This window comes from Bordetella muralis, from assembly GCF_054781015.1.
The window spans coordinates 142,725-164,600 of sequence record NZ_BAAGVF010000005.1 but is presented as its reverse complement, the minus strand read 5'-3'; the positions used below and the strand labels follow the sequence as shown (position 1 = coordinate 164,600).

Below are 21,876 nucleotides of genomic sequence, written 5' to 3'. Positions count from 1 at the left end.
CAGCCTTTTTTCTTTTCCGTGCCTGATTTATTTGGCGTGCTTGGGTGGCTTGTCCGGGGTGCAGCCAGCGCGCCGAGGCAAATCGGCGCTCGCCGCAAGACGCAAGCTACCGCCCTTGCCGGCCGCAGCATAGACCAGCGTCTGCGCACGCCACGCAGAGAGATCTGCATATTTCACCCGCGCATCCGATGGCCCATCGCCAGGATTGAACTCGAGCTTGGGCAAATCGGTGCAACTGTCCAGATCGAGCCTGGCCAACTCGCGCCCCTCGGGCCAGCGCACGGCACGAAATGTCGGTCCTACTTGATAGCTCTGTTCTCGGCCGCGGCTAAAAACTCTGCCGATATTGGGCAAGTCGACCCATTTATCGGGTTCGATCTGGATGTACTGCGTACGGCGCGCACGTGCCAAGTAAGCCACCCCATCAGACATATCGAGCAGGCGACCCTCACCCAGATAAACCACCCGGAACGGCGCGTGCTGAATCATCACCGTGTCGTCCCATGCCGTCTGAATACGGGTCCAACCCGCCATGCCCGCGTCCAGGAAACGGTTCTCATGCAAGCCGTCGCGCTTGGCGTCGCTCGACATGGAAATACGCTGCACCTGCAATTGGCCTTGTGCCACGCGCACGCGCGCCAGGGCCGTCTCGCCCCCGGTAAAGAACACCAGCATGCCATCGGGCAAAGGTTGAATCGGACCCGCACAGTAAAAGCGCTTGAAATCGCGGCCGGGAAACAGCAGGAGACTCACCTCGTCACCGCAAAGCTTGGCGCCGTTGAACATGACCTGGTAGGTGTAGCCGCTCTGGCGTTGACCCGTGGCAGGATTGGTTTGGCCGTAAGGGATGCGTTCGCCGCGTAAACCATCCCGATCGTATAGCACCTCGGCCGCGCCCGGCGCGGCCAGCCCGAGCGCAATAGCGCAAGCCATCAACCATTGCCACCCCTGCTGCACCATGCTCTGCCTCCGGTTGGGTAGTGAGCGGTGACTATATCGCATCGCGAAACGCGGCCGATAAGACGGCGTGATTGCCGCGATGATTTGCTTCATTAAAGGGTTTTCCCCAACTAGTCCGCAAAACAATGTATACATTAACGTATTAGTTAACGCATGCGCAAAACTGAATTAATCCCCGATGAACGCCAAACCTCAGCCGACTGCCTCGCTGGCCGACGCCGCGTACGAACAGATTCGCCAACGCATTCTCGATAACGTCTGGCCGCCCGGACATCGCGCGCTCGAACAGGAGGTCGCGCTCGCCCTCGGGATGAGTCGCACGCCTGTGCATGAAGCGCTGGTTCGCCTGCATGCAGAACGCTTGATCGATCTGGTGCCGCGTCACGGCATGCTGGTGTTGCCGGTATCCCCGAACGACATGCGCGAAATTTATGAGGTGCTGACCGCGCTGGAATGCATGGCGGCGGAATTGCTGGCACGCAAAAAACCGACGGACGACATGCTCGCGCCGTTGAGCAAGGCGACCGATGACATGGAGATCGCGCTGGAACGCAATGATCTCGATGCATGGGCGCATGCGGACGAAACCTTTCACATGGCGCTGGTGGAGTTGGCCGGCAATCAGTTGTTGGCTGATGGCGTCATGAAACATTGGGATCGCGCCCATCGCGCGCGCATGTTCTCTTTGCGCTTGCGTCCCAAGCCCGTCAATTCGACGCGCGAGCATCGCGCACTGGTAGCCCGCTTGCGCGAGGGCGACGCCGAAGGCGCCTCCCGCGAAAACCGCGCGCATCGCGAACGCGCCAGCCGTGAGCTGTTAGCCATTTTCGATCAATTCAAACTCGCACAGATGTGAGGCACAAGTGACCAGTTACGATATTGCAGTATTGCCGGGTGATGGAATTGGCGTGGAAGTCATGAACGCCGCGCTGGAGATCCTGCGAGCGCTCGAGCCGCGCATCGGCCGCCAATTCACCCTGACCGTACATCCAGCCGGCGCACAGTTGTATGCCGACACGGGCAATGCCCTGCCGGATTCCACGCTGAAGGCATGCCGTGATGCACATGCCATTCTGTTTGGCGCGATGGGCTTGCCCCATGTGCGTGCAAAGGACGGCACGGAAGTCATTCCGCAACTCGATCTGCGCTTTGCGCTGGATCTGTATGCGGGCGTGCGTCCCATCAAGACCTGGCCCGGCCTGCCCGTGCCGCTGCGCGATCCGCGTGCCGCGCAAATCGACCTGGTGTTGGTGCGCGAAAGCACGGAAGGCTTGTTTTATGCGCGTGGCCGTGGAACGATCGAAGGCACTGGCGAGCAAGCCCACGCCCTGGATACGATGAAAATCACACATCAGGGCACGGCGCGAGTGTGCGATTTTTCGCTGCGGCTGGCCGAGCAAAGAAAAGCGGCAGGGAAACGGGGTCACGTCACCAATGTGGATAAGGCAAATGTCTTTACCTCCATGGCGTACTGGCGGCAGATTTTCGAACAGCGCGCCCAGGCCTTCCCAGGCATCACGACAGAGAATGCCTATGTCGATGCGATGGCGCTGAACTTGATCATGAAGCCCTGGCAGTACGACGTGCTGGTGACCGAAAACATGTTCGGCGACATTCTGTCCGATCTGATCGCAGCGCTGGTCGGCGGCATGGGCATGGCGCCCTCGGCGGATATCGGCGATCACCACGCCGTCTTTCAACCTGCCCATGGCACGGCGCCGGATATTGCGGGCCAAGGCATTGCCAACCCAAGCGCCATGCTGCTCTCGGCAGCCATGATGCTGGAATGGCTGGCAGACCGCCACGCGGATGCCGCCCTGGCCGAGGGGGCACACGCCATAGAAAAAGCCCTGCGGACATCGTTCGCCAATAAAGAAGTCCTGCCATTTGATTTTGGCGGCAAAAGCACGACGGCGGATATCGCCAATGCCGTGTTGCGCCATCTATAAGGCCGCGTTACCACGCGGCAGTTTATTCAAAGAATAAATGGGAGGCCACTCCCATTCCGGAGACAACGCACCCTCGAGGTGCCTCAAGGAGGAACACCCATGACCGACCCTCGCATGTCGCGCCGACAGTTTGTGGCGCTGCCGGCTGCCGCTGCGTGCCTGATGCTGCCTTCTGTAAGTGCTTTTGCGCAGAGCTACCCATCGCGTCCGATCAAAATCGTTGTCCCCTCGCCGCCTGGCGGCACCACGGATTTGATTGGGCGCCTCATCGCCAACCAGCTACAAGCCGCGTGGACGCAGCCGGTCCTGGTAGAGAACAAACCCGGAGCGGGCTTGCGCCTGGGCGCCGACTATGTAGCCAAGTCCGCCCCGGATGGTTATACGCTGCTGATGGCGGCGGTGCATCACTCAATCGCCCAGGCGGTATATAAAAAGAACAGCTACGATCTGCAAAAAGATCTCGTCCCCATCAGCATCATCGCCAACGTCCCGAATGTGCTGATCGTATCCGCCTCGCTGCCTGTCAAGAATGTGCAGGAGTTTATTGCGCTGGCCAAATCCCAGCCAGGCAAAATCTCGTACGGCAGCACCGGCTACGGCACCGCGCACCATCTGATCGGCGAACAATTCAATGACATGGCTGGCACGCAATTGCTGCATGTTCCATATAAGGGCAGCGCGCCGGCAATCACGGACTTGATGGGCGGGCAAATTCATGCCATGTTTGACACGGCGTCATCGTGCTTGCCCTACATCACGTCAGGAAAAGTCCGCGCGCTGGCAGTCACTTCGGGAAAGCGCTCGATGGCGTTGCCAGATGTGCCTACGCTGTCCGAGTCGGGTCTGACCGGATTTGACATCGCCACCTGGTTCGGCCTCATGGCGCCGGCAGGCACCCCTAAAGAAATCATTGCACAATTGCAGACTGAGATTGCCCGCATACTGGCCGTGCCGGAAATACGGCAGCAACTCAGCAACGCTGGAGCGGAACCCGTGGGCAACACATCCGAACAGATGGGCCGTCAAATTGACGCGGAAATCCAGCGCTTTTCCGCTCTCGCCAAGAAAATCAACCTGGAACTGGATTGAAGCCAACCACTATGCCAAACGCACCCTACGTCGTCTCGGTCGAGCTCGTGGTCAACCCTGAGAGGGTGGCGCAATTTTTGCCTCTCATACTGGAAAATGCCGCTGCATCGCTGAAGCACGAATCCGGTTGCCTGGTATTCGATGTATGCCAGGCAGGCGATGATAAAGCGCAAATTTTCCTGTATGAGGTCTACCAAGATGAGGCAGCGTTTCAGCATCATCTGAAGACCGAGCACTTTCTCAAATTCGACCGTCAGACAGCGCCGGACATTGTGTCTAAAACTGTGCGGATCTTTGCCCGCCTGCAGTAGGCGGGCAAATCCTGACGATACGGCGGGCTATTCGGAATCTGGCTGTTTGTCCGGCGCAGCCAGATCGAAGGCCTGCAATTCGCGGCAAGCGGCATCGATGCGCACCACGTTCGGCATCGCAGAAAGATCACATTCCAATCGGCGCGCGTTGTAAACCTGAGGCACCAGGCACAAATCGGCCAAGCCCGGGGTATCGCCATGGCAGAACTTGCCTGTCGCAGGCGAGTTGGCCAACAAGGATTCCACTGCGCCCAAGCCCAGGTCGACCCAGTGCCGATACCAGGCGTCCTTTGCCGCGTCGTCGACTTTCAATTCGCGCTTCAGGTATTTGAGCACTCGCAGATTGTTCAACGGATGCGTGTCGCATGCGATGGTCTGGGCAATGGCGCGTACACGGGCACGGCCCACGGGATCGGCGGGCAAGAGCGCGGGGGCCGGATGAGTCTCGTCCAGGTATTCGATGATGGCCATCGACTGGCCCAATGCCACATCCCCATCGATCAGCGTAGGCACCAAGGCGGCCGGGTTCAGTTGGCGATATGAATCGGAAAGCTGCTCTCCGCCGTTTTTCAACAAATGCACACCGAGATATTCGTAAGACAGGCCTTTTAGATTCAGTGCGATCCGCACACGGTACGCCGCCGAACTGCGAAAATAGCTATACAACTGCATGTTGTCTCCTCGTACACGCGAACTCAGGTGGCCGATGACGCGTCCGCCGCAGGCGCGACCTTGCGCGACAAGCCTTTGGGCAACGGGAACGCAATGTTTTCTTCCAGGCCGGACATGGTGCGAACCGACAATGCACCCAGCTCTTTCAAGCGTTGCACGACTTGCTGCACCAGGATTTCGGGCGCGGATGCTCCCGCCGAGATACCGATACGCCGGCGCCCCGCCAACCACGCAGGATCGATAGCGTCGGCGCCATCGACGAGATACGCGTCGATGCCAATACGCTCGGCCACCTCGCGCAAGCGATTGGAGTTGGAACTATTGGGGCTGCCCACCACCAGCATCAAGTCGCATTCGGGCGCCAGGAGCTTGATAGCGTCCTGGCGATTTTGCGTGGCGTAGCAAATGTCGCTTTTCTTGGGCTCGACGATATCCGGAAAGCGGGCGCGCAAGGCAGCCGATACCGTCGCGGCATCGTCCACCGACAAGGTGGTCTGCGTCACGAACGCCAGATTGGACGGATCGGTGACTTGCAGGTTTGCCACGTCTTCGGCGGTCTCTACCAGATACATGCCACCCTGAGCCTGGCCCAGGGTGCCTTCGACCTCGGGATGGCCCTTGTGGCCGATCATGATGATTTCCCGGCCGGCGGCGCGCATGCGCGAGACTTCGATATGCACCTTGGTCACCAGGGGGCAGGTTGCATCGAACACCTGCAAACCCCGTGCTTCGGCCTCTCGGCGCACCGCCTGGGACACGCCATGCGCGGAAAACACCACAATCGAGCCTGCGGGCGCCTCATCAAGCTCATCGATGAAGATCGCCCCCTTGTTGCGCAAGTCCTCGACGACGTAGCGGTTGTGCACGATTTCGTGGCGCACATAGATAGGCGCACCGTGCAATTCGATGGCGCGTTCGACGATCTCGATGGCCCGATCAACCCCCGCACAGAAGCCACGCGGCTGAGCCAGCACAACCTCGGCGTTGGCGTCAGTGACCGGATGAGTCATTACAGCACTCCTAAAATATCGACATCGACACGCAGCGATGTCCCCGCCAGGGGGTGATTGAAGTCGAACAGCGCGTAGTCGGGTTCCAGCTGCTTTAGCACGCCAGAGTAACGCCCGCCATTGGGGGCGGTGAATTCGACCAGGTCGCCCGGCTCGAAGGTGGCGTCGGCGCCCGCGTGCTCGGCCAGCATGGTGCGCGTGACCTTTTGGATCAAATCAGGATTGCGATCACCGTAGGCCTCGGCGGGCGTCAGCGTGATGCTGAATTGTTCGCCTTCGGCATGGCCCAGCAAGGCCGTCTCGAGACCCGGCGCCCATTGGCCGCTGCCCATCTGCAACGTGGCCGGACGCCCGTCGAAGGTATCGGCAAATATGGAGCCCTCTGCGGGGCCGGATGCCAACACAATGCGATAGTGCAGCGTCAAGTACGAATCAGGGCGGACGACGGGGGTCATCTGGTCGGCAGTCGTGGCGGTCAAAATGGATCACCAAAAATAGTAACGGTAAGCCCCGATTTTAGAACGACTTGGCCTGATCGGGCTGGCACTGTCCCCCACACGGCCTGGGCGTACTTATACGAGTGGGCAAAAACGTTCACTCGCGCCCCCGGGCGGAGGCTTGCCTGGCATGCTGAGGGATCGACATTCTTGCCCGCCCCGCCATGAGCCTGCCTCACGATCTGCCTGAACACGAACGCCCTCGCGAACGCTTGTTGCGCCATGGCGCCGGCGCATTGCGTGACGCGGAACTGCTCGCGCTCGCGCTGCGCACCGGAACCCGAGGAAACACAGCCATCGAAATGGGAAATCGATTGATACGCCACTTTGGCGGACTGCGGGGCCTGTTTGCCGCCTCGCCGCAGGAATTGATGTCCCTGCCCGGACTCGGCTCGGCCAAGGCGGGCGCGCTGGCCGCGGTGCTGGAACTGGCGCAGCGAGTTGCGGGCGAGCAACTGACCCGCAAACACGCACTGTCTCGGCCGTCAAACGTCAAACAATATTTCCAGATGGCACTGACACATCGCACCGTAGAACACTGCCTGGCTCTCTACCTGGATAATCAGCTCAACCTCATCGCTACCGGAGAATTGGCGCGCGGCACACTCAACCAGGCCTCGGTCTACCCCCGCGAGGTCGTGCGCGAGGCGCTGCGCCATCACGCCGCCGCGCTGATCCTGGCCCATAACCACCCTTCGGGCTCTTCCCAACCCAGCGAGGCCGATCGTGCATTCAACCAGCGGCTGAAGCAGGCGCTCGCCCTGGTCGATATCCGGCTGATCGATCACCTGATCGTCGCCGGCAACAGCGTCGTTTCCATGGCGGAGCTGGGCCTGTTGTAATGATCATGCAGACAAATAGTGGGCACGGTTGCGGTATGCTCTCTCCTATTATTTGACACCCTTTCCATATCCACCGCCCTCATGAAGCGCCTTTGGGATATTTCGCCGCCGGTCTCGGCCAGTTCGCCGGTTTTCCCCGGTGATACGCCGTATCGCCAGCAATGGAAATGGACGCTGACGCCCGATTGTCCGGTCAATGTCAGCGAAATCACCTTGTCGCCGCATATAGGCGCCCATGCCGACGCGCCGCTGCATTATGACAATGATGCGCCTGCCATCGGCAGGGTGCCTCTCGAGCCTTTTTTGGGCCCCTGTCGCGTGATCCACGCGTTTGATTGCGGGCCGCTCATCCTGCCCGAGCACCTGATGCACGCCATCGACGATCTGCCGCCACGGGTACTGGTACGCACGGCGCGTCATGCTTCGCTCGAATGGTGGACGGACGATTTCACGGCCTATGCGCCGCATACGATTGAATGGCTGGCCGAACGCGGTGTCATGCTGATCGGACTGGACACGCCCAGCATAGACCCCGCCTCCAGCAAGACCCTGGATAGCCACCACGTCATCCTGCGGCGCGACCTCCGCGTCCTGGAAAACCTGCTGCTCGATGAAGTGGAGCCCGGCGATTATGAATTGATCGCCCTGCCGTTGGCCTTGATCCAGGCCGATGCCAGCCCGGTGCGTGCAGTGCTGCGCGAACTGGACTGATTTCCCGTTCCAGCCGGTGCCCTATTCGGCAACGGCTTCCTTTCAGGTCAGGCACATGAACCCGTCTGAAACCCCCGAGAACATTGTTCGCGACGAACACGCGCAGCTCGATTTCGCCAAGGACATGACCTATGGCGAGTATCTCCATTTAGACGAACTGCTGGGCGCTCAGCATCCCCTATCGCCCGAACACAATGAAATGCTGTTCATCGTGCAACACCAGACCAGCGAGCTCTGGATGAAGCTGATGCTGCACGAACTGCGAGGCGCCATCACCCATGTGGCCCAGGATCATCTGCCCCCGGCCTTCAAGATGCTGGCCCGCGTCAGCAAAATCATGGAGCAACTGGTACATGCGTGGGACGTGCTGGCGACGATGACGCCGCCGGAATACTCCGCGCTGCGCCCCTATCTGGCCCGCTCCAGCGGTTTTCAGAGCTATCAATATAGGCAAATCGAGTTTCTGCTCGGCAACAAGAACGGCGCCATGCTCAAACCGCATGCCCACCGCACGGATCTGCTTGCGCAGGTCCAAGCGGCCTATCAAGCCCCGTCGCTCTATGACGAGTCGCTGCGGCTGCTGGCCCGCAATGGGCTGGCCATCGCGCCAAGCCACCTGGAGCGCGACTGGACGCAGCCCTATCAGGCGGACCCAAGCGTTGAAGCGGCCTGGCTGACGGTGTATCGCCACCCCGACCAGTACTGGGATCTGTATCAATTAGGGGAAAAGCTGACCGATCTGGAGGATGCCTTTCGTTTGTGGCGTTTTCGACACGTGACCACGGTTGAACGGGTTATCGGGTTCAAACGGGGGACTGGCGGCACCTCGGGCGTAGGCTATTTGCGCAAAATGCTGGACGTCGTGCTCTTTCCTGAAATCTGGACATTGCGCACGAACCTCTAGGGCATGCTAGAATATGAAGTTGCTTTTTGGATACGTGGCCTGCGAATGGGTTGGCTGCGCCGGGGATTTACCGCCCTGAGTGCTCATACCCCCGCGAGGCTGGCGACCCGCTAACCCCCCGGCAAGACCGGAAGAACCGGAATCAATCATGAAAGAAGGCATTCACCCCGAATACCGTGACGTGGTGTTCGTTGACCTGCAAACGGGCAACAAATTCATCACGCGCTCGACGCTCAACAGCCGCGAAACCATCGAACTCGACGGCAAGACGTACCCGCTCTTCAAGTGCGACGTGACGTCTGAGTCCCACCCCTTCTACACGGGTGCGCAAACCCGTATCGTCGAAACCGGCCGCGTCGAAAAATTCCGCGCCCGTTTCGCTCGTACGGCTGGCACGGTCAAATCCGCGTCGTAAACTGGCGTCTCCCAAGATGCTCAAAAAAGCAGCCTGCGGGCTGCTTTTTTTTCCATATTGATCCGATCCATCCCCGTTTCAGGGCCACAGGCCCGGACTGCTCAGTTACATTAGCTCCGTGTCTCCGATAACGCGTTCGACTCCTGCCCGGCTCACTGCCTCGGCCACCGCCAAATTACCTCGGCTAGTGCTGTTGGGACTCTCGCTGGCCTATATTCTGGCCGGCTTGTTCATGCGCGACCCCTGGAAAACGGACGATGCGGTCGGGTTGGCCACCATGATCACGGCCCTGCGCGAGGGCGGCACGACCTGGCTATGGCCACAAGTCGGCCAGCTGGCTTACGCAGAAGAAGGCCCGCTCATCACTTGGGCCGGCGCAATATGCATGCAGTTGTTCGGCCCCTGGCTGGGCGACATCACCGCCGGCAGGCTGCCCAATTTGCTATGGTTTGCGATCACCACAGGCAGCGTCTGGTATGGGACCTATCTGGTTGGACGCCGCGCAGAGGCGCAGCCGTTGGCACTGCCTTTTGGCGGTGAGCCTTCGTCACGCGACTATGGCCGCATGCTCGCCGACGCAGCGCTACTGCTGTTGCTGGCAACCGTCGGGATTCTGCAACGCACGCATGAGACCTCGGTAGTCCCTGCGATCATGGCATGGCAGGCGCTGGCCTTTTACGGTTTGGCCAGGATGCTGGATCGGCCCACTTCGGGTGCGATCACCCTGGGGGTGGCCTTGGCGGCGGCGTTTCTGACGCGTGGCTGGGTAGGAGCCCTGCCCATCATGTTGGCCGCGCTGGTGGCCTTTCATCCTCGCGGCGCTCTCTGGGCACGACGCCAATGGCTGCCGTTGACCGTAGGCGTCACCGCAGTCCTGATACTGGCCTGGTGGATCCCTGCATCGCAGGGCAGCGAATACTGGATCAGCAACTGGAAAACCTGGAATCTGTCTTCCTTTAGCTGGCCCAGTCTGTCGGATTTCGGCCGGACCGTGCGGGATCTGCCTTGGTATCTATGGCCGACCTGGCCGCTGGCCCTGCTGGCGGTATGGCGCTGGCGCGAATGGCTTTATGCGCCACACATCTGGTTCGCACTGGGACTCGCGGCGTTTGCTGCGCTGGAACTGGTATTCCTCGAAGAACCCACTGACGCCGAATTCATCATGCTGGCCGTGCCCTGCGCGGTGCTGGGCGCGTTCTCGCTGCCCACCTTGCGCCGCGGTGTGGTCAATACCCTGGACTGGTTTGCGGTGATGTGTTTTTCGCTCACCCTCGCAACGGCCTGGCTGGGATGGGTGGCATTGCATTTCGGTTGGCCCGCCCAGATTTCCCGCAATATCGCGCGGCAAACCACCGGGTACGAACCGTCGATTTCATGGGTGGCGTTCGCCATCGCTTTGGTGATCACGCTGGCCTGGGCCGCCTTGGTCGTATGGCGCCTGCGGTCGCATCCGTCGGCCCTGTGGCGCGGCACCGTCCTGTCGGCCAGCGGGCTGACGGCGACGTGGATCCTGCTGGTGCTGTTGTGGCAACCGGCGGTGGACTATGCGCGCAGCTACCGCGACATGTCGGCTGAATTGAATGCCGCCTTGGCGCAACATCGCAAACCAGGTGAATGCGTGCGCGGACTCAGCGTGGGTAGCGGCCAGCGAGCGTCCCTGTTGATTTTTGACAATCTGACGCTGAGCTACGACTCGAAATGTCCGTTGGTTCTGCAACAAACGACGCGTGAACGCCTGCGTGACGGCAATGCCGCCTATAGCGACGGCGCGACGGAACTCTGGCGCGGCGGCCGCCGCGCAGATCGCCACGAGACTTTCCGCCTGCTGCGCGTGAATCATTCGCGATGACTGCCGCTGTCCCGATCACCGGAGGGTTTGGCGCCTCCATGCTGCGTATCGTCCGACAGGCCTGGCCAGTCCTGATCAGCCAATGGGCGGGAATTGCGTTTGGCGTGCTGGACACGGCCATGACGGGACACGCCAGCGCGGCAGACCTGGCAGCGATGTCGCTGTCGATCTCGGTCTACATCACGGTTTTCGTGGGCTTGATGGGCGTGGTGCATGCACTGATTCCGATCCAGGCCCAGCACTTTGGAGCGGGACGCTATCACGAGGTCGGGCGCAGTTGGGGCCAAGGCGTCTGGCTGGCATTGGGGCTGGCCTTTGTCGGCGCCGTGTTGATGATGTTTCCGGATGTCTGGCTTTCCCTGTCGGGGGACGTTGCGCCCGAGGTACGCGAACGCGTGACCGGGTACTTACGCGCCTTGGCGCTTGCGCTGCCCGCCGCACTGGTGTTTCGTACGATTTATGCCTTGGGAACAGCGGTCTCGCGCCCCAAGATCGTCATGGTGATCAACCTGTCCGCCGTTGGGGTCAAGGCGTTGCTGAACTGGGTCCTGATCTACGGCAACCTGGGACTGCCCGCGATGGGCGCGACAGGTGCCGGCATGGCGACCGCGCTCACCTCCTGGTTGAGCTTGGGTGTCGGCTTGTGGGTAATCACCCACGACCGCTACTTTGGCCGCTTTGCGCTGACATTGGGACGCCCTGCCTGGTCCGCACAGAAAGAACTGCTGCGCCTGGGACTGCCGATGGGCGGGTCATATCTGGTCGAGGTGTCGGCCTTTACGTTCATGGCGCTGCTTGTTGCGCGCGAAGGGACGTACGTCAGCGGCGGCCACCAGATCATGTCAAACCTGGCGGCTCTCTGCTACATGATGCCCATGGCGCTGGGGGTTGCGACCGCTGCGCTGACCGCGCAATCCATCGGGGCTGGGGACCTGAGTCAGGCGCAGCGCAACAGTCTCGCCGGCATGGCGCTGGGACTGCTGGGTGCGCTGCTGACCGCCACGGTGCTGTTGGTGGGACGGCCATTGATTTTGGCGGCGTACACGGATGACCCACAGGTGGCTGCTGTCGCCAGCACGCTATTGACGATCATCCCGCTCTTTCATCTATGCGACTCGATGCAATGCATCAACTCGTATGTGCTGCGTGCCTACAAGGTTGCGGTCGTGCCGCTCTTGTTGCAGGTCGTCGCGCTGGCGGGCGTAGGCCTGTTGGGAGGATGGTGGCTGGGCTTCGGACCAGGACGCGGTGGCCTGGACTGGTTGCGCACATTGCTGCTGCCCGGCTCGCCGACGGGCGCCGGTACCATGTGGCTGATGGCCATGATGGGCTTGGCGTTATCGGCGGTTTTGTTGCACGCCTGGTATTGGAAAGTCGTGCGTAGTTACCGTGAGACTCCAGAGCCGGGCACAGCCTGATTCGCCAGAGAACCAGGCCTGGGCCGGCCGGAGAATCATTCTCTACATGGTGGTGTCGTGAGTGGACGTGCCAGCGCCAGAGGTTTTATGAGCGGTCGCATGTGCGTTTGTCGAAGTCTTTGAGGCCACAGCCTTGGCTGCCGTTTCCTTGGACGCCATGGGCTTGGATGCCTTGGTGTGAGCGGCCTTTGAACTGTGTTTTGCCGAATGCGACGCGGACGATTTGGCTGCAGGCTGCATGGATGAAACGTGTTCAGCAGTCCCCCTGTCTCGCGTCAGTGTGCGAGCATCACTCTGTGTTTTGACATCGTGCTGGCCGGCAAAAGCCGGGCCAGCGGCCAGTCCTAGGCACAGTGCGGACTGGAACAGAAAAGTGGCGATACGAGTAGGCGTTGTCATAAAGGTACTCCTAAGCAAACCGAGCCAATAGCTCGTATTCGTTGGAGGAACCCGCGTCGAAATTAGTTCGCCGTCTTTCGCAAATTTTTCGCCCGTTCACGAATGGTCATAACTGCCGAAATAATACGTGACACGCCGTCATGCCTCAAAAATCAACAGCGCCACCGTTGCAAACAGCATGGCGGCAAAGCATGCACGCAATCTCCGTTCGGGCAATCGGTAAGCCAGGCGCACGCCGACAGGCACGAACAGTAAACTGCCAGCGGCCAACGGCAGACCGATCCACCAGCTTGCCTGCCCAGCCCAACTGTACGTGATCAGTGCAATCGTAGAGCCGGGGATGATCATCGTGAGCGCCAAAGCCTGCGCAGAGGTCTGCGGCAAACGAAAGACGACCGTCAAGATCGGCACAGCCAATACCGCCCCTCCCACTCCGAAAAAGCCCCCCAAGGTGCCACACACGACACCCAGAGCGGCGGAACGTCCCGGGGTCAGTTGCGCAACGGAGCGGCTCGCTGCCTCGCTTTTCGCCACGGCAATGCGTGGCGGTTTCACGATTCGATAGACGTAGAACGCGGCGACAAAAAACAAAAAGACGGCGAAACTGATCCGCAACGTGCTGGACGAGATTCCCAAAGCCAGTTGTGCTCCCACCCATGTGAACAGCACCGCGCCTAACGCCCCTGCTCCGGCGACCCGCCGGTCGATGCGCGCTTTCTGGTTGTATTTGCGCACGGCCATGACGATCGTGGGCAGCACCATGATCAACGCCGTCCCCTGAGCCAATTGCTGAGACATATCCATCAGCAAGACCAGCGCGGGGATAGCGATGAGGCCGCCACCGATCCCCAAGACACCGCCCAGAAACCCGATCAACGCGCCGCATATCAGGCAAACGCCTATCACCCAGAGACTCATGGCTTAACGAAGCTTGTCCAGCGCTGCATCGAGGCGATCGACTGCCCAGATTTCCAGGCCCTCGACAGGCTGCTTCGGCGCATTGGCTTTGGGGATGAGGGCGATGCTGAACCCCAGCTTGGCCGCTTCGCGCAAGCGCTCTTGTCCGCGGGGAGCCGGGCGGATTTCACCTGCCAATCCGACTTCGCCAAATGCGATCAGCCCACGCGGCAAAGGCCGGTCACGCAGCGATGACATGATGGCCAGCAATACAGGCAAGTCAGCCGCCGGCTCTGTAATGCGCACGCCGCCCACGGCATTGACAAAAACATCCTGGTCAAATGTGGACACACCCGCATGACGGTGAAGCACCGCCAGCAACATGGCCAGACGATTGCCCTCCAGGCCAACCGTCAGACGCCGTGGATTGGGCGCGTGCGAGCTGTCGACCAGCGCCTGGATCTCGACTAGCAGAGGGCGTGTGCCCTCTTGAGTCGCCATCACGCAAGAGCCCGATACCTGTTGTTCGTGCTGAGACAAGAACAACGCGGACGGATTGGCCACGCCTCGCAAGCCGCGATCGGTCATGGCGAACACGCCCAGCTCGTTGACCGCACCAAAACGATTCTTGAACGCCCGCACCAAACGGAACGACGAGTGGGTATCCCCCTCGAAGTACAGCACGGTGTCAACAATGTGTTCCAACACGCGAGGACCGGCCAAGGCGCCGTCTTTGGTGACGTGGCCGATCATCACGATAGCGATGCCAGTCTGCTTGGCCAAGCGGGTCAATTGGGCCGCGCATTCACGGACCTGGGAAACCGAACCCGGCGCGGCAGTCAATTCACCACTGTATAAGGTCTGGATCGAATCGATGACAGCCACGGTAGGCTGCTGTTCAGAGACCGCTGCCTGGATGGACTCGAGACGGATTTCCGCCAACAGGCTGACGTTGCCGGTTTGCAGCCCCAGGCGGCGCGCGCGCAATGCGACTTGCTCCGCGGATTCTTCGCCTGTGACGTACAGCACCCGCGTGCTGGCCGACATGGCGGCCAGTGCCTGCAACAGCAAGGTCGATTTACCAATGCCCGGATCGCCGCCGATCAAGACGACTGCGCCGGCAACCAGGCCACCGCCCAAGACACGATCGAACTCGTCCAGCCCGGTAGGCTGTCGCGGGGTTTCGCGAGGCTCGATATCGGCCAGGCTGCGTACGGGGCTGGATGAAGCAAGCGGCGCATAGCGATGTGCGGCCGCCGCGGGCCCAGAGGACTCGATGGTTTCTTCGAGTGTGTTCCAGGCAGCGCAATGCGGGCATTTGCCCTGCCACTTGGGACTGGTGCCGCCACATTCGGCACAGACATATACGGTTCGAGACTTGGCCATGGCGCAAGTTTACTCGGCAACGGCACAGGTCTCGCAGGCAGGAGACGCTATTTCGACACGGATACGTTTGTTTGCAAAGTCGCGGCGGCGTTTTAACCCCGTTCTCATGGCTTGTGCGTTTAACCGTAGTACTCGCCAAGGAAACGCCGGGCCGCACACAGCCCATCCCTGGGAGCGCTCATCAAACAACACAAGGATCGAAACCATGACCCTGCATAACACACCGACGCGCTTTATCTGCACGGCCCTGATGGCGGCATTGCTGGCTGCGTGCTCGCCTACGACGAATGAAGGCAGCGTGTCTGCCATGAACAAGCCGGCCTCCTCCAGCGCAAATTCGCCCACCTCTCAGGCAAAGACGCAGCATGCCGCGAGCGACGCCACGCTGTCCCGCCATACAGAGGACACAAGGCGGGCTCGCCCTGCTCCGGCTCCAGCGCCCCAAAGCGAATTGGCCTCGCCGGCCTACTTGAATTCACGCACAGCCGACCCGGTTTTTCTCACGGCGCACGAACCTTATCCTCAGCAGATCGAGGACCGTGAAAACTATGCCCGTTACCAGGACAACCCTGTCATCGCGGCGCAGGAACAATCCGTTTCCACGTTCGGCGTGGATGTTGATACGGGGGCTTATACGAATGTCCGGCGCTTGTTGAATGGCGGGCAACTGCCCCCAGCCGCTGCAGTACGAGCGGAAGAATTCATCAATTATTTTGATTATGGGTATGCCGCGCCTGAGAACAAAGATACGCCGTTCAACATTGCCACCGAAGTCGCCCGAGCACCGTGGAACCCGAAGCGCCAGCTATTGAAAATCGGTGTTCAAGGTTATCAAGTCGCCCCAGCGGACATCCCTGCGTCCAACCTGGTGTTCCTGATCGATACGTCTGGCTCGATGAGTTCGCGCGACAAACTGCCGCTATTGAAAGGGGCGCTCAAGCAACTCGTGGCAGAACTGCGGCCCCAGGATCGCGTGGCGATTGTCACCTATGCCGGTCAGGCCTCGATGACACTGGACTCCACGCCCGGCGACCAAAAGGCGCGTATACGGGCAGCCATCGACGGACTGCAGGCCTCCGGTTCGACGAATGGCGCAGAGGGCCTGGACCTCGCCTATGCCCAGGCGGCAAAGGGCTTTGTCAAAGGCGGTGTCAATCGCATTCTGCTGGCCAGCGATGGGGATTTCAATGTCGGCATGGTCGACCTGGAAACGCTGAAAGAAAAGATTTCGCGTCAGCGTCAAAGCGGAATCGCCCTGACGACGTTGGGCGTAGGCGGCGGCAATTTCAACGATGCGCTGGCCGTGCAACTGGCCGACGCCGGCAACGGCAGCTATCACTACCTGGATAGCCTGCGCGAGGCTCGCAAGGTCCTGGCGACGGAGTTGTCATCCACGCTGCTGACGATCGCCCAGGACGTCAAAATCCAGGTGGAATTCAACCCGGCCGTGGTGGCCGAATACCGGCTGATCGGCTATGAGAAACGCGCGTTGGCGCGGGAGGACTTCAATAACGATCGTGTCGATGCTGGCGACATCGGGGCAGGCGCGAACGTGACGGCGCTATACGAGATCACCCCGGTTGGCGTAGCAGGGGCCAGGCTGGACCCCTTGCGCTACGGCAAGCCCACACCACCGTCCGGCTCGAGTCAAGAGTTGGCGTTTGTGCGCGTGCGCTACAAACTGCCGGGCGCATCGGACAGCAAGTTGATCGAACAGGCAGTCAAACGTGAGGACATCAAGGTCGCCAGCGCGCCTTCCACAGAATCACCGAGCAGCGCGAATGCCTTCGGCTCGGAAGGCATGCGAAGAGCCGCGGCGGCGGCAGCCTTTGCCCAGTGGTTGCGAGGCAGCAAGTATCTGGACGGCTATACGCCGACGCAAATCGCCGCACTCGCACGCAGCGCACGCGGCGACGATCCGTACGGCCTGAATGCCGAATTGGCCGCGCTGGTCGAGTTGGCGTCGGGCCTGGGTACACCGGCGGCGCAATGAGGAACACGATGGCCTCGCCATCCGTCAGCCTGCGTGGCGGATGGCTGCCCGCATTCGGAGCTGCCGTCGCAACGGCATTCGGGCCTGCCGCCAAACCGGAGCATGGACCATGCCGATAAATCCTGCATGTTGCCTGCGACCGGACCTGCCTCGCTCCCCAAGTTGGCCGCGAGCCGCCAAACGGATACACTCGGCCGCCATGGACACCTCGGGCGCCGATGACGAAACCTTGATGCAGGCCTACGGCGCCGGCGACTTGTCGGCGTTCGAGGCCTTGTATGCCCGCCATCGCGCGGGCCTGTATCGTTATTTGCTGCGCAGCACCCGCAATCCGCACACGGCCGATGATCTGTTTCAGGAAACCTGGAGCCGCGTGGTAGATGCACGGGCACGCTGGCAACCCCGGGCCAAATTCACGACGTGGCTGCTGCAGATCGCACACAATCTGGCCGTCGATACGCATCGCCGCCAGCCCGTGCATGCCAGCCCGGAGGAAACCGAGACCGCGCTGGCGACACTGGCCGCCAACGAGCACGAACAACCGGAGCATCAATTGTCTGACTTTCAGATGCGACGGCGACTGCAATTGGCAATCGAGCGCCTGCCCGACGACCAGCGACATGCCATACTGCTGCGACTGGAACATGATCTCAGCCTGGATGAAATTGCCGACGTGACCGGCGCACCACGCGAGACGGTGAAATCGCGTTTACGTTACGCCACGCAGCGTATTCGCGAGGAGTTAGACGCATGACGTCACATCCCCTGCCCCCACACGACGAAGACGACGACCAGGATCTGCGCGCACTCTACCGCTCGCTGCCACGCACGGAGCCCGGCGAAAAGCTGGATGCAGCCGTGCGGCAGGCGGCAGCCCGCGCCGCTGCGGCCGACCGCAACGTGCAACAACCGCGCCGCCGTTGGCATCCAGGCTGGGGCGTCGCCGCGACAGTAGTGCTGGCCACGGGCCTGTTTTTCCTGACGGACTTGAATCATCCGGATAGGGCCCGTCTATCCGAGGTGCCGCCGGTCGATAAGCAGTTGGCCACCCCGCCGGAAACCCTGCAACGCAACGCGCCGGCATCCGCCCCGCGAGCCCCATCACGCCCTCACGAATCCGCAGCGTTCACAAATCAAATAGACCGTCGGACACCGGCCAACCCGGAGACGGCAACATTGAAACAGAGATCGGCACCGATGGCCGTGGCGCCTGCTCCTGCGCCCTCAGCCGATCAATCCGCAGCGACCGAGGCCGCTACAGCGCCGGACGACGCCGCGCCACGCATCGCGCATATCAGAGCGCTGCTGCAACAAGGACAACGTGAAAAAGCGCTGCACGCCTTGCAAGACCTGCAGCGCGATCTCCCTGATGTGACGTTACCGACCGATTTGCAGCGGCTGTTGCCTAAACAGCCGTAGCCGCGTCAACGCCCTGCCAGACTGCCGCCGCCGTCCACACCCAGGACCTGACCAGTGATGAATCCCGCGTCATCCGACAACAGGAATGCGATCGCCGCGGCCACCTCGGTAGGCGTGCCCAACCGCTTCATCGGAATGGATGCCAGCGCGCGCCGCTCGCCTTCGCTGCCCGCGGGTTGAGCCAGACGGAACAGTTCCGTCTCGACCGGCCCCGGGGCCACGGCGTTGACCGTTACGCCGTACTCGGCCAACTCCAGCGCCCAGGTACGGGTGCAGCCGATCAACGCGCTCTTGGCGGCTGAATAGCTGGTGCGATCCAACGAGCCATGAATGGCCCGGCTCGTCACATTGACGATACGCCCCGTGCGGCGCACCTTCATCGACTCGACAAAAGTCTGCGTGACCTGCACGGCCACACGCACGTTCAAATCCATCACGCTGTACAGCGACGCCAGATCGATCTCGCCTAAAGGCTGGGGCCGCACGACGCCGACGTTGTTGACGATCGCATCGACGGGAAATTTCTCGCGGATTTCGCGCAAGACTTCCTCGGTACGACCGGCGTCCGCCAGATCACAGGCGTAGAGATAGCCCGGAAAATCAATGTGATCCGTGTTACGCGCGATTCCCACGACATGACATCCCTGATCAGCCAGCCGTTGGGTCAATGCCCAGCCAATACCTTTCGTGGCGCCGGTCACCAGCACGCATTTATCTTTCATGGGAAGCCTCGCTAAACAATGATCAAGGAGTGCGTTTGACCGGCACGCGCGGCGCCAACGCACACAATAACTCGTACCCGATGGTGCCAGCCGCCTGGGCCACCTCATCGACCGAGGGGCCATCCTGGCCCCACAGCGACACAGGTGTACCGACACCGACAGCCGGGACGCTGGTCAGATCGACCGCCAGCATATCCATCGATACGCGGCCGACGAGACGCGTGCGCGCCCCGCCGACAACGATAGGGGTACCCGTACCGGCATGCCGGGGATAGCCATCGGCATAACCACACGCGACGACGCCGATACGCATGGGCCGATCGGCGCGAAAGGTCGCACCGTATCCGATCTCGTCGCCTACAGATAAATCCTGTATCCCGATGATCTCAGACCGCAGCGACATCGCAGGCAGCAGGCCTAGTGCCTCTGCGCTCTGATCCTCAAATGGAGACGCGCCGTACAGGCAAATACCGGGGCGGACCCAATGGGCTTCGTCTCCGCGCGTCACCGCAATCTCGGGATAGCGCAGTGTCGCAGCTGAATTGCACACGCTGATCGGGCCATTGCCTAATCCCTGCGTGACGGACTCGAAAACCTGCAACGGACCCGCAACGCCCTGCGGGCCATCCGCGCACGCGAAATGCATCATTTTGCCGATGCTGCCCAGCACGCCTTGCTCGCGTAGCTGCTTCGCTCGCGTATAAGCGCTGCTGTATGCATCGGGCGCAAAGCCCAGGCGGTTCATCCCGCTGTTGAGCTTGAGCATGATATCGACTCGCCGCGACAGCCGGGCCTGCGCCACCATGTCGAGCTGCTCGCGCGTGTGCACGGTCGTGGTCAGGTGATAACGATCGACCAGTTCGAGATCGGCGGGTTGAAAAAAACCCTCAAGCAGCAAAATCGGGCCACCCCATCCGGCCTCGCGGCAGCGCACCGCCTCGGCCAGATCCAGCATGGCCAGGCCTTGCGCGGCAGAGAACCCGGCCAACGCCGCGTCTATGCCGTGGCCATAGGCGTTGGCCTTGATCACCGCCCAGATCGAGGGCGCTCGGCCCGCCGCAGCCTGCGCGGCATGGTCAAGACGACGGCGCACGACATCCAGGTTATGGCTGAGCGCGGAGACGGAAACGGCGGCGTGTATGGGGCGTGGCATCTGTAATTTCCTGTGGCGCTTAGTCTAACTGATCTACGGTGCTACGGATCAGACAAGTCCGACTTACTATTACCAATGTATCGCTGCTGTTACCGGCCGGTATCCCGCGACGCAAAACCCCCGAAAAGTGCCCCCACGCCGCGCCTTCGGCTTGCTGCCCCCCGAGGGGGCGCTTTTTGCCTTGAGGCGGCTCGGCGGCAAAAAAGTACCCCCACGCCGCGCCTTCGGCTTGCTGCCCCCCGAGGGGGCGCTTTTTGCCTTGAGGCGGCTCGGCGGCAAAAAAATACCCCCACGCCGCGCCTTCGGCTTGCTGCCCCCCGAGGGGGCGCTTTTTGCCTTGAGGCGGCTCGGCGGCAAAAAATACACTACTAAAATGCCCTTATCTCCGAACACCACCCTCAGCCTCGACATGGCTGATTCCTAGAAGTATGGCCGTCGATCACTACGAAAACTTTCCGGTTGCCTCGCTGCTGCTGCCGCGCCGCCTGCGCGGCCCGGTCACCGATATCTATCGGTACGCACGCGCGGCCGATGACATTGCCGACGAGGGCAACGCCAGCGATGCGCAGCGCCTGGCCGACCTGGCGGCCTTTCGCGCCGAACTGCATCGCATCGGCGCCGAGCCGGGCAGCATGCCCGCCCCGTCGGCGACCCTCGCCCCTATTTTCACGCCGCTGGCGCAGACTATCGCCCAGCATCAACTGCCGATCACGCCGTTTTTCGATCTGTTGTCCGCCTTTGAACAGGACGTCACCGTCAAACAATACGAGGACTACGCCACGCTCCTGGATTATTGCTCACGCTCGGCCAACCCGGTCGGACGGCTGATGCTGCACTTATATAACGCCGCCACGCCCGACAATATGGAGCAGTCCGACGCCATTTGCACCGGACTGCAACTGGTCAATTTCTGGCAAGATGTGCGAGTAGACTGGCGCAAGCAGCGCTGCTACCTGCCTCGCGAGGATCTGCTGCGCCATCACGTCACCGACGAGGACATCGCGGCCTGCCGGCTGACGCCCGCCTGGCGGACACTGATGGCATTCCAGGTGGCGCGCACCCGGGCACTGCTACACTCTGGCGCTCCGCTGGCTCGACGCCTGCCCGGCCGCATCGGCCTGGAACTGCGTCTGGTTGTGCAAGGAGGCCTGCGCATTCTCGAGCGAATCGAGCTCTGCGGCTATGACGTCTTCATGAATCGGCCCAAATTGGGCGTGAAAGACTGGGCTGTCATGCTGTGGCGCAGTCGTTAGAGCGACGCGAGACGTGCTGAAAAACCG

At 61.2% G+C, this 21,876-nt stretch carries 23 protein-coding genes; 14 read left to right on the top strand and 9 right to left on the bottom strand.

Annotated features, from left to right (window positions below):
• Positions 1 to 27: 27 nt before the first annotated feature.
• The gene (locus ACYVIT_RS10820; RefSeq protein WP_460478197.1) at positions 28 to 1,053 is read right to left on the bottom strand and encodes a hypothetical protein; all 1,026 of its coding nucleotides are present in this window, start codon (positions 1,051 to 1,053) and stop codon (positions 28 to 30) included.
• Between the two features lie 85 nt (positions 1,054 to 1,138).
• On the opposite strand from ACYVIT_RS10820, the gene ACYVIT_RS10815 reads away from it, so the two are divergent.
• The 4 genes from ACYVIT_RS10815 (at position 1,139) to ACYVIT_RS10800 (ending at position 4,309) form a co-directional block, all read left to right on the top strand.
• Positions 1,139 to 1,816 (top strand): GntR family transcriptional regulator, encoded by a 678-nt coding sequence (locus ACYVIT_RS10815; protein ID WP_415807964.1) that lies wholly within the window; start codon positions 1,139 to 1,141, stop codon positions 1,814 to 1,816.
• 7 nt (positions 1,817 to 1,823) lie between these two features.
• Positions 1,824 to 2,909: an isocitrate/isopropylmalate dehydrogenase family protein gene (locus tag ACYVIT_RS10810; RefSeq protein ID WP_415807965.1), complete on the top strand. Its 1,086-nt coding sequence runs from the start codon at positions 1,824 to 1,826 to the stop codon at positions 2,907 to 2,909.
• Positions 2,910 to 3,008: 99 nt separating this feature from the next.
• Positions 3,009 to 3,998 carry a Bug family tripartite tricarboxylate transporter substrate binding protein gene (locus tag ACYVIT_RS10805; RefSeq protein WP_415807966.1) on the top strand — a complete coding sequence of 330 codons (990 nt, stop codon included), beginning with the start codon at positions 3,009 to 3,011 and terminating at the stop codon, positions 3,996 to 3,998.
• Positions 3,999 to 4,009: 11 nt separating this feature from the next.
• Positions 4,010 to 4,309, top strand: coding sequence for a putative quinol monooxygenase (locus ACYVIT_RS10800; RefSeq protein ID WP_415807967.1), 300 nt, complete (start codon positions 4,010 to 4,012; stop codon positions 4,307 to 4,309).
• A 27-nt stretch (positions 4,310 to 4,336) separates the two neighbouring features.
• On the opposite strand, the gene maiA is transcribed toward ACYVIT_RS10800, so the two are convergent.
• The 3 genes from maiA to ACYVIT_RS10785 are packed head-to-tail and all read right to left on the bottom strand — an operon-like array spanning position 4,337 to position 6,446.
• The gene (gene maiA / locus ACYVIT_RS10795) at positions 4,337 to 4,981 is read right to left on the bottom strand and encodes a maleylacetoacetate isomerase (RefSeq protein ID WP_415807968.1); all 645 of its coding nucleotides are present in this window, start codon (positions 4,979 to 4,981) and stop codon (positions 4,337 to 4,339) included.
• 23 nt (positions 4,982 to 5,004) lie between these two features.
• Positions 5,005 to 5,991 carry a 4-hydroxy-3-methylbut-2-enyl diphosphate reductase gene (ispH, locus tag ACYVIT_RS10790; RefSeq protein WP_415807969.1) on the bottom strand — a complete coding sequence of 329 codons (987 nt, stop codon included), beginning with the start codon at positions 5,989 to 5,991 and terminating at the stop codon, positions 5,005 to 5,007.
• Entirely contained in the window at positions 5,991 to 6,446 is a 456-nt protein-coding gene (locus ACYVIT_RS10785) for an FKBP-type peptidyl-prolyl cis-trans isomerase (protein ID WP_415808029.1), read from the bottom strand. The genes ispH and ACYVIT_RS10785 overlap by 1 nt, the downstream gene beginning before the upstream one ends.
• A gap of 206 nt (positions 6,447 to 6,652) precedes the next feature.
• Between ACYVIT_RS10785 and radC the strand changes: the two genes are divergently transcribed.
• The 6 genes from radC (at position 6,653) to ACYVIT_RS10755 (ending at position 12,627) form a co-directional block, all read left to right on the top strand.
• Positions 6,653 to 7,330 carry a RadC family protein gene (gene radC, locus ACYVIT_RS10780; RefSeq protein WP_415807970.1) on the top strand — a complete coding sequence of 226 codons (678 nt, stop codon included), beginning with the start codon at positions 6,653 to 6,655 and terminating at the stop codon, positions 7,328 to 7,330.
• Positions 7,331 to 7,411: 81 nt separating this feature from the next.
• Positions 7,412 to 8,041 carry an arylformamidase gene (gene kynB, locus ACYVIT_RS10775; protein WP_415807971.1) on the top strand — a complete coding sequence of 210 codons (630 nt, stop codon included), beginning with the start codon at positions 7,412 to 7,414 and terminating at the stop codon, positions 8,039 to 8,041.
• Positions 8,042 to 8,096: 55 nt separating this feature from the next.
• On the top strand, positions 8,097 to 8,945 hold the full coding sequence (gene kynA / locus ACYVIT_RS10770; RefSeq protein WP_415807972.1) for a tryptophan 2,3-dioxygenase: 849 nt from the start codon (positions 8,097 to 8,099) through the stop codon (positions 8,943 to 8,945).
• Between the two features lie 148 nt (positions 8,946 to 9,093).
• Positions 9,094 to 9,360 carry a type B 50S ribosomal protein L31 gene (locus ACYVIT_RS10765; protein WP_094822190.1) on the top strand — a complete coding sequence of 89 codons (267 nt, stop codon included), beginning with the start codon at positions 9,094 to 9,096 and terminating at the stop codon, positions 9,358 to 9,360.
• Between the two features lie 118 nt (positions 9,361 to 9,478).
• Positions 9,479 to 11,209 carry an ArnT family glycosyltransferase gene (locus tag ACYVIT_RS10760; RefSeq protein WP_460478196.1) on the top strand — a complete coding sequence of 577 codons (1,731 nt, stop codon included), beginning with the start codon at positions 9,479 to 9,481 and terminating at the stop codon, positions 11,207 to 11,209.
• Positions 11,206 to 12,627 carry an MATE family efflux transporter gene (locus ACYVIT_RS10755; protein ID WP_415808030.1) on the top strand — a complete coding sequence of 474 codons (1,422 nt, stop codon included), beginning with the start codon at positions 11,206 to 11,208 and terminating at the stop codon, positions 12,625 to 12,627. Before ACYVIT_RS10760 ends, ACYVIT_RS10755 begins: the two co-directional genes overlap by 4 nt.
• A 42-nt stretch (positions 12,628 to 12,669) precedes the next feature.
• Here the strand turns inward: ACYVIT_RS10755 and ACYVIT_RS10750 are convergent, their stop codons facing one another.
• The 3 genes from ACYVIT_RS10750 to radA all read right to left on the bottom strand — a co-directional run bounded on the left by ACYVIT_RS10750 (position 12,670) and on the right by radA (position 15,309).
• Complete coding sequence (locus ACYVIT_RS10750) at positions 12,670 to 13,026, bottom strand: hypothetical protein (RefSeq protein WP_415807974.1); 357 nt, start codon at positions 13,024 to 13,026, stop codon at positions 12,670 to 12,672.
• 138 nt (positions 13,027 to 13,164) lie between these two features.
• Positions 13,165 to 13,944: a sulfite exporter TauE/SafE family protein gene (locus ACYVIT_RS10745; protein WP_415807975.1), complete on the bottom strand. Its 780-nt coding sequence runs from the start codon at positions 13,942 to 13,944 to the stop codon at positions 13,165 to 13,167.
• A 3-nt stretch (positions 13,945 to 13,947) separates the two neighbouring features.
• Positions 13,948 to 15,309 (bottom strand): DNA repair protein RadA, encoded by a 1,362-nt coding sequence (gene radA / locus ACYVIT_RS10740; protein WP_415807976.1) that lies wholly within the window; start codon positions 15,307 to 15,309, stop codon positions 13,948 to 13,950.
• A 205-nt stretch (positions 15,310 to 15,514) separates the two neighbouring features.
• Between radA and ACYVIT_RS10735 the strand changes: the two genes are divergently transcribed.
• The 3 genes from ACYVIT_RS10735 (at position 15,515) to ACYVIT_RS10725 (ending at position 18,721) form a co-directional block, all read left to right on the top strand.
• The gene (locus ACYVIT_RS10735; RefSeq protein ID WP_415807977.1) at positions 15,515 to 17,302 is read left to right on the top strand and encodes a vWA domain-containing protein; all 1,788 of its coding nucleotides are present in this window, start codon (positions 15,515 to 15,517) and stop codon (positions 17,300 to 17,302) included.
• A 199-nt stretch (positions 17,303 to 17,501) separates the two neighbouring features.
• The gene (locus ACYVIT_RS10730; RefSeq protein WP_415807978.1) at positions 17,502 to 18,056 is read left to right on the top strand and encodes an RNA polymerase sigma factor; all 555 of its coding nucleotides are present in this window, start codon (positions 17,502 to 17,504) and stop codon (positions 18,054 to 18,056) included.
• The gene (locus tag ACYVIT_RS10725) at positions 18,053 to 18,721 is read left to right on the top strand and encodes a hypothetical protein (protein ID WP_415807979.1); all 669 of its coding nucleotides are present in this window, start codon (positions 18,053 to 18,055) and stop codon (positions 18,719 to 18,721) included. Before ACYVIT_RS10730 ends, ACYVIT_RS10725 begins: the two co-directional genes overlap by 4 nt.
• Positions 18,722 to 18,726: 5 nt before the next feature.
• Here ACYVIT_RS10725 and ACYVIT_RS10720 read toward each other — a convergent pair whose 3' ends face one another.
• Positions 18,727 to 19,443: an SDR family oxidoreductase gene (locus tag ACYVIT_RS10720; protein ID WP_415807980.1), complete on the bottom strand. Its 717-nt coding sequence runs from the start codon at positions 19,441 to 19,443 to the stop codon at positions 18,727 to 18,729.
• Between the two features lie 22 nt (positions 19,444 to 19,465).
• Positions 19,466 to 20,596 carry an alanine racemase gene (gene alr, locus ACYVIT_RS10715; RefSeq protein ID WP_415807981.1) on the bottom strand — a complete coding sequence of 377 codons (1,131 nt, stop codon included), beginning with the start codon at positions 20,594 to 20,596 and terminating at the stop codon, positions 19,466 to 19,468.
• Between the two features lie 428 nt (positions 20,597 to 21,024).
• On the opposite strand from alr, the gene hpnC reads away from it, so the two are divergent.
• Entirely contained in the window at positions 21,025 to 21,849 is an 825-nt protein-coding gene (gene hpnC, locus ACYVIT_RS10710; protein WP_415807982.1) for a squalene synthase HpnC, read from the top strand.
• Positions 21,850 to 21,876 lie beyond the last annotated feature (27 nt).

Coding starts and splice junctions, on each gene's coding strand:
- ACYVIT_RS10815 (WP_415807964.1), top strand. CDS start 1,139: ATGAACGCCAAACCTCAGCCGACTGCCTCGCTGGCCGACGCCGCGTAC.
- ACYVIT_RS10745 (WP_415807975.1), bottom strand. CDS start 13,944: ATGAGTCTCTGGGTGATAGGCGTTTGCCTGATATGCGGCGCGTTGATC.
- ACYVIT_RS10805 (WP_415807966.1), top strand. CDS start 3,009: ATGACCGACCCTCGCATGTCGCGCCGACAGTTTGTGGCGCTGCCGGCT.
- kynA (WP_415807972.1), top strand. CDS start 8,097: ATGAACCCGTCTGAAACCCCCGAGAACATTGTTCGCGACGAACACGCG.
- hpnC (WP_415807982.1), top strand. CDS start 21,025: ATGGCCGTCGATCACTACGAAAACTTTCCGGTTGCCTCGCTGCTGCTG.
- maiA (WP_415807968.1), bottom strand. CDS start 4,981: ATGCAGTTGTATAGCTATTTTCGCAGTTCGGCGGCGTACCGTGTGCGG.
- ACYVIT_RS10800 (WP_415807967.1), top strand. CDS start 4,010: ATGCCAAACGCACCCTACGTCGTCTCGGTCGAGCTCGTGGTCAACCCT.
- ACYVIT_RS10765 (WP_094822190.1), top strand. CDS start 9,094: ATGAAAGAAGGCATTCACCCCGAATACCGTGACGTGGTGTTCGTTGAC.
- ACYVIT_RS10730 (WP_415807978.1), top strand. CDS start 17,502: ATGGACACCTCGGGCGCCGATGACGAAACCTTGATGCAGGCCTACGGC.
- radA (WP_415807976.1), bottom strand. CDS start 15,309: ATGGCCAAGTCTCGAACCGTATATGTCTGTGCCGAATGTGGCGGCACC.
- ACYVIT_RS10750 (WP_415807974.1), bottom strand. CDS start 13,026: ATGACAACGCCTACTCGTATCGCCACTTTTCTGTTCCAGTCCGCACTG.
- ACYVIT_RS10725 (WP_415807979.1), top strand. CDS start 18,053: ATGACGTCACATCCCCTGCCCCCACACGACGAAGACGACGACCAGGAT.
- ACYVIT_RS10720 (WP_415807980.1), bottom strand. CDS start 19,443: ATGAAAGATAAATGCGTGCTGGTGACCGGCGCCACGAAAGGTATTGGC.
- ACYVIT_RS10820 (WP_460478197.1), bottom strand. CDS start 1,053: ATGAAGCAAATCATCGCGGCAATCACGCCGTCTTATCGGCCGCGTTTC.
- ispH (WP_415807969.1), bottom strand. CDS start 5,991: ATGACTCATCCGGTCACTGACGCCAACGCCGAGGTTGTGCTGGCTCAG.
- alr (WP_415807981.1), bottom strand. CDS start 20,596: ATGCCACGCCCCATACACGCCGCCGTTTCCGTCTCCGCGCTCAGCCAT.
- ACYVIT_RS10785 (WP_415808029.1), bottom strand. CDS start 6,446: ATGACCCCCGTCGTCCGCCCTGATTCGTACTTGACGCTGCACTATCGC.
- radC (WP_415807970.1), top strand. CDS start 6,653: ATGAGCCTGCCTCACGATCTGCCTGAACACGAACGCCCTCGCGAACGC.
- ACYVIT_RS10755 (WP_415808030.1), top strand. CDS start 11,206: ATGACTGCCGCTGTCCCGATCACCGGAGGGTTTGGCGCCTCCATGCTG.
- kynB (WP_415807971.1), top strand. CDS start 7,412: ATGAAGCGCCTTTGGGATATTTCGCCGCCGGTCTCGGCCAGTTCGCCG.
- ACYVIT_RS10735 (WP_415807977.1), top strand. CDS start 15,515: ATGACCCTGCATAACACACCGACGCGCTTTATCTGCACGGCCCTGATG.